Here is a 6,754-nt window from a genome sequence, read left to right as displayed (position 1 = left end):
CTTACCCGCGGGGGATACGATCTATATTCCAAATAAAGCAGCGCCCGATTGGCAGGTGCTGTATGGCCAAACCAATGCCAGTTCATTTTTAGGTTCTATTGCTACAATAGGAGTGAATCAGTTGGCCACCACACCCGCCTCCTCTTATACTTATGCATTGCCCGGGCGGTTGGCCGGGTTGAATGTGATGCAGACCAGTGGCTTTTATACGCCGCTAACGGGCAGCCTTACCAGCCGCGACATCTTTGTAGGGAACATTCCCAACAATACCAGCGGCGCGGGCCCTACTGATAATACCGAATTCAATATTCAGCTCAGAGGGCACAATGCCAGTGCCGGGCAATCGCCCATCGTAGTAATCGACGGCGTGCAGCGCGAGTTGTATTCGTTAGACCCCGAAAGTATTGGCTCGGTGAGTGTGTTAAAAGATGCGTTATCGACCATTTTACTGGGCCAGAACAGCGCCCGCGGCGCGTTGATAGTAACCACCAAACAACCGGTGGCCGGTCCGCCGCGCGTAGCATTTACCGCAGAAACGGGGGTACAAACGCCTTTACATTTGCCAAAACCATTGCCCGCTTACCAATATGCCTATCTGCTTAATGAAGCCTTGTTGAACGACAATAAAACGCCTGCCTACAGCGCGGCCGATTTTGCTGCTTATCGCGATCAAAGCGATCCTGCAGGCCATCCGGATGTGAACTGGTACAAGACCATTTTACGCGATCATTCCAGCATTAACCGGTATAACCTCCATATAACCGGCGGTGGTAATACTGCCCGGTACATGGTAGGGTTGAATTATATGAACCAGAACGGGCTGTTTGTAACAGACGATGCCAACTCCTATAACACAAATGCGCAGTTGAAACGGTATACGATCAATTCGCGGATCGATGTGGACGTGAACAGGAATTTCAATGCGCAGTTACAGGTGTTCGGCCGTTTGCAGGATGGCACCCAGCCCGGCGCCACTACGGCTGCCATTTTACAGGGTTTGTTAACCACGCCCAACAATGCGTATCCCATTTACAATCCTAATAAATCATTTGGCGGCACGGCCAATTATAACCAGAACCTGCTGGCGCAAACCATTGCTTCGGGGTATATGGCCGATCATGTGCACGACGTGCTGGTTAACCTCGATCTGAATTACAAACTCGACAGCTGGGTAAAGGGCTGGTGGGCAAAAGCAAAAGGCAATGTGAGTGTACAGGAAGCCAGCAACCAGGACCGCAGCAAACAGGCGCCGGTGTTTTCGCGATCCATCTCCACCACCGGCGATACGGCCTATCATCGGTATGGCAGTACGGTAAACCAGGTAAACAATTTCACCAACACCACCTGGGCGCGATATCGCTTTGTGCAGTTGTCAACCGGCTATAACCGGCAGTTTGGCGATCATACGGTGGGCGCCCAGTTGTTGTTCGATCAAAAGAATGTGTTGCTGAACTACGATATCCCTTCGGAGCTGACCAATTATGCCGCAAAGGCCAATTATAATTATGCAGAAAAATACTTTATAGAAGGCGCGCTCAACTACAGCGGCTACAACCGGTATGCACCCGGTAACCAGTACGGTCTTTTTTATGCCGGTGGCGTAGGCTGGAACATGGCAAAGGAAAACTGGATGCAAGCTGCCTCCCCTTGGCTCAATCAACTGAAATGGCGCGTTACATATGGCCGCACCGGTAATGCCAACGTAGACAATTATGGTTATTATGTCTGGCGCCAGCATTATACGCAGGTAGCAGGTACGTATCCCATTGGCAGCAATTATCCCAATGGCGCTGGTTTGGGTGAACAGGGTGTTCCCGGCAGCCAGGTGCTCGCCAACATCAATGCCACCTGGGAAAAGGCCGATAAACTGAATGCAGGCGTTGACATGGCTTTCTTTAACAGCCGCCTGTTGGTAACGGCAGACTATTACCACGAACGCTATTTTGATGTAATGCAAACGCGGGGCCGCAGCATTGCATTGATCGGCTCTGCTTACCCCGTAGAAAATATCGGGATCGATCTGTACGAGGGGGGTGAATTATCCCTTACGTACCAGGACCACATCAGCAGCCTCAATTATTTTGTTACCGGCAACGCCTCCCTGCAACAATCGAAAGTGATCTTTATGGATGAACAATACCAGGCGTATCCCTGGAATGTACATACCGGTCATCCTGTTGGGCAGCGATATGGATTGATTGCCGACGGCTTGTTACAAACAGGCGCCGAAGCCGCCGCCGCGCCTACCATTGCAGGCTATACGCCCCATGCCGGTGATGTCAGGTACAAAGACCTCAACAACGACCAGGTGATCGACCAGTTTGATGTAGCGCCCATAGGGAAGGAGCGGCCAATGATCTATTATGGCCTCACGGCTGGCATCAACTATAAAGGGATAGAAGCAGGCATTCTGTTGCAGGGGGTGGCCCACCGCGAAAATTATGTGGGCAGTAACGCCCTCGATGCCGGTTTCCAGGGACAGAACAACGGTTATTCGCAGGCCTATGAACAGGCGCTGGGCCGCTGGATCCCTGAAACAGCTACAACGGCCATGTACCCCCGGTTGACTGCAGGAGGTAATGGTTATAACTATGCACCGCTGTTTCAATCGAGTTCGTTCTTTCTTCGCAATGGTAACTATATCCGCATAAAGAATGTAGAGTTGGGCTACAACCTTCCCTACAGCTGGATGCGAAAGCTAAAGCTGCGCGGCGTAAAGATCTTTGCCAATGCCCAGAACCTGTTCACGCATGCCGCTTATAAGGGCATTGATCCGGAAGTGCCGTTCCCCAGTTATCCCATGCAAAAAGTTATCAATACCGGCATCACTGTAAAACTGTAAACACCATGAAGCAACTTCTTTATATAACCATTGTACTGTGTTTGGTTGGCGGCGTGTTCAGCGCTTGTCGCAAGGCGTATGAGACGGTGCCGCTGGGGCAGCAAATAACATCCGACCTGGCGTTTGATCCCCGCGATTCGCTGGGCGTACAGGCCATGACGTATTTGCTCACTACCTATCAGCAGGCTTTTTATAACGGTCATAACCGGATCGGCGGCAATTACCTCGATGCGGCGAGTGATGATGCCGTGGCCTCTGCCTCCGGCATTCCTGCGGTGCAGGCCATCGCCACCGGCGCTTATTCAGCTACGCTCTCCAATGCAGATGATAACTGGACGCGCAGCTATACGGCCATCCGCAATGCCACCGTGTTTATTGTGAATATAAACCGCGTGCCCATGATCGAAAAGCTGCCCAACGGCCAGCCCGCCCGTGCCGCCTATCGCAGCGAAGCCCGCTTTTTAAGGGCCTGGTTGTATTTTCAACTGGTAAAGCGATATGGGGGCGTTCCCCTGTTGGGCGATTCCATCCGGCAAATAACAGATAATATCCAGTTACCGCGCGCCAGCTTTAGCGACTGTATAAATTATATAGTAAGTGAATGCGATAATATAAAGGACAGTCTGCGTACAGCCGCCATGGTTACCCCCAATACCTATGGCCGCATTACGCAAGGGGCCGCCATGGCGTTGAAAGCGGAAGTGTTGTTGTATGCGGCCAGTCCGTTGTTTAACGGCGGCAATATCGACGCAGGCAATGCGCTCACCGGTTATCCCGGTTATGATGTCAATCGCTGGAAGCTGGCCGCCGATGCCGCCAAAGCCATCATCGATGGCGGCGCCTATAAACTAATGCCCAATTTCAACGACGTATTCGTAACCCAGGCAGCGCCTGTGGGACCCAATACCGAGATCATCTGCTGGATGCAGGTGGGTACGCCAGACAACAGGGTAGAACAGTCGAATGCACCGGTTGGTTATACGTCTGCCGGCGGCAACGGCGCTACCAGTCCAACCCAAAACCTGGTCGATGCCTTTGGTTCCGATTCAGGGTATGCCATCACCGATCCCGCAGCACACTTTAATGCGAATGATCCCTATGCACACCGTGACCCCCGGTTCGCACTGACGATATTTCACAATGGCTCCTTATGGTTGAACCGGTCGGTTCAAACCTATAACAACGGGCTCGACAAACCAGGCGGTACGGTGCAGCAAACAAAAACCTCGTACTACCTGCGCAAGTTCATGGGGGCGTTTGAAAGCGTGAGCAACAACCCGCCTTCCTATTCCGGTACCTACCACGACTGGGTGTATTACCGCTATGCGGGCGTTTTGTTGAATTATGCAGAAGCGCTCAATGAGTTTTCCGGTCCATCTACGGAAGTATATAACGTATTATACGCACTCAGGAAAAGAGCAGGCATTTTAACCGATGCCAGTAATACGTATGGCGTGCCACAAGGCATGAACCAGCAAACGATGCGCACGTTTATCCGCAATGAACGGCGGGTAGAAATGGCGTTTGAAGAACAACGGTATTGGGATCTCCGGCGCTGGAAAATAGCCGCACAGGTATATAACGAAGCGCCGTTGCGGGGCCTCGATCTGCAGCTGAGCAGCAGCGGCCAGCTTTTTTACAATCCCATCCAGGTGTTAAAAACGGTGTTCCGCGATCCGCAAATGTACCTGTATCCCATTCCATACAGTGAAGTGATCAAGAACAGCCAAATGCAACAAAATCCGCTGTGGTAAATACAAACCAATACTAACAAACTAACTTTTTTATATGAACAAGCTCTTCGTTCTTTTTTCAGCAGCTGTTCTCCTGCTCCCCGGCTTTTTGTTTGCCCAGGATAAAGTGGTAACGGGTATAATAAAAGACGCCAACGGGCCATTAGCCGGAGCTACCATTACCGAAAAGAAGGAACCGCAAAACGCGGTGGCGGCAGATAACCGTGGCCACTTCCGGATCAAATTACGCGGAACGTCCGGCGTATTGATTATTTCCTACCTGAATTACCAGCAACAGGAAGTGAGTGTTAAAAAAGATAACGAGGTAGAAGTGGTCATGCAGCCCTCCATCCAGGGTATGGAAGAACTGGTGGTGGTGGGTTTTGGTAAAAAGAAACGTATTACCAATACCGGCGCTGTAAGTTCCATCAACGCCGCTGAAATCCGCGACATCCCCACTTCCAGTGTACAGAATGCACTGGCCGGTAAACTGCCCGGCTTTTTTACGCAGCAGCGTTCGGGCCAGCCCGGTAAAGATGCCTCCGATTATTTTATCCGCGGGGTAAGTTCATTGAACCCCGATGGTAACCAGCCGCTGATTGTGGTGGATGATATTCAATATACCTATCAGCAACTGGCACAGATAAACGTAAATGAAATAGAAAACATTTCTATCTTAAAAGATGCCAGCACCACGGCTATCTATGGCATAAAAGGCGCCAATGGCGTGCTGGTAGTTACCACGCGCCGGGGCGCCGCAGGCAGACCCAAATTCAATGTACGGCTGGAAGGCGGCGCCCAGGCGCCGGTAAGAACGCCGAAGTTCCTGGATGCCTTTCATACGGCGCAACTGGTGAACGAGGCAAACACCAACGATGGATTGAAACCTGTCTTCAACCAAACCGATCTCGATGCATTTGAAAGCGGCAACGATCCCTACGGTCATCCCAATGTGAACTGGTACAAGGCCATCAACAAGCCTTATTCCATGCAGGCCAATAGCAACCTGGATATTTCGGGTGGCACCAATACCATCAAATATTTTATTTCGGGCGGCGCCTTTACGCAAAATGGCAGCGTACGGAATTTTTCATCCAATGCAGATGGGGTGAACAGCAACTATTTCTACAAGCGTTACAACGTGCGTTCCAACCTGGATATCCAGGCCACCAAAAACCTCAGCGTGCGGCTCGATGCTACGGTACGTTTTGGCGACATCAACCAGCCCTATGCCATGAATGTGATCGGCAATATTTATGACTTCGCTAAAATACATCCCTATTCGGCGCCCTTTATCAATCCAAATGGCAGCTGGGCGTATGCCTACGATACGCAAAACCAGTTGCCTACCATCAACGCGCAACTGGCCTCGCAGGGGTATAGCCGCGATCGCCGTACAGATTATAACGTGCTGTTGGGTTTTACCGAAAAGCTCGATGATCTTACCCGTGGCCTGTCGCTCACTGGCCGCGTAGCCTATGCCAGTGTGGAACAGAACAACCTTACCTTATTCAGAGGTTTTCCGCCCAGCTATCATTACGATCCGCGCGATGAAAGCTATCACCTGAATACAGGCGTAAGCACCGGCGGGTATACCTATGCTACCTACAGAACGCTGGGCAACACCGACCTCGACAACCAGCGCACCAATGTGCAGATCTATCTGAACTATGACCGCGTGTTCAACACCGACCACCATTTTTCAGGATTGTTGTTATGGAACCAGGAAAGTTACCGCGTTGATGTAGATAATACCGGCTTTTTACCGGTGGTAGGACAGGTGCCGCATAAATACCGCGGTTATTCGCTGAAGGTAGGGTACGACTACAAACAAAAATACCTGATCGATTTTAACGGCGCCTTCAATGGGTCTGACCGTTTTCAGGCCAACAAGCGCAACGGTTTCTTCCCCGCAGTAGGGGTGGGTTGGAACATGGCCAAAGAAGCATTTTTCAACGACGCGTTACCGGCTGTAAGTCTGTTTAAATTGCGGGCTACCTATGGGTTGGTGGGATCAGATGTAGCGCCCGGCAATCAGTATCTCTATAACCAGGTCTATAATACCGGCGGGGGCTATAGCTTTGGACAAACCAACCAGGGCGCCGGTACTATTTACGAAGGCGCGCTGGGTAATAATAATGTTACCTGGGAAAAGGCAAGGAAATTTGATGCGGGTTTT

3 protein-coding genes are annotated in these 6,754 nt (G+C 51.1%); all 3 read left to right on the top strand.

What is annotated here, in order from left to right:
* Positions 1 to 187 precede the first annotated feature (187 nt).
* Positions 188 to 2,842, top strand: a complete 2,655-nt coding sequence (locus ACJ751_RS25790) for a SusC/RagA family TonB-linked outer membrane protein (protein ID WP_407748414.1) — start codon at positions 188 to 190, stop codon at positions 2,840 to 2,842.
* 5 nt (positions 2,843 to 2,847) lie between these two features.
* The gene (locus ACJ751_RS25785) at positions 2,848 to 4,596 is read left to right on the top strand and encodes a RagB/SusD family nutrient uptake outer membrane protein (protein WP_407748413.1); all 1,749 of its coding nucleotides are present in this window, start codon (positions 2,848 to 2,850) and stop codon (positions 4,594 to 4,596) included.
* Between the two features lie 34 nt (positions 4,597 to 4,630).
* A partial coding sequence (locus ACJ751_RS25780; protein WP_407748412.1) for a SusC/RagA family TonB-linked outer membrane protein occupies positions 4,631 to 6,754 on the top strand: 2,124 nt, incomplete at its 3' end.

The sequence above is a fragment of the Niastella sp. genome (genome assembly GCF_045805085.1).
GTDB lineage: Bacteria > Bacteroidota > Bacteroidia > Chitinophagales > Chitinophagaceae > Niastella.
The sequence above is the reverse complement of the archived record's forward strand: the minus strand, read 5'-3'. Positions and strand labels throughout refer to the sequence as shown.

Excerpts from the sequence above, each read along its gene's own strand:
- ACJ751_RS25790 (WP_407748414.1), top strand. The coding sequence starts at position 188 with ATGCAGACCAGTGGCTTTTATACGCCGCTAACGGGCAGCCTTACCAGC.
- ACJ751_RS25785 (WP_407748413.1), top strand. The coding sequence starts at position 2,848 with ATGAAGCAACTTCTTTATATAACCATTGTACTGTGTTTGGTTGGCGGC.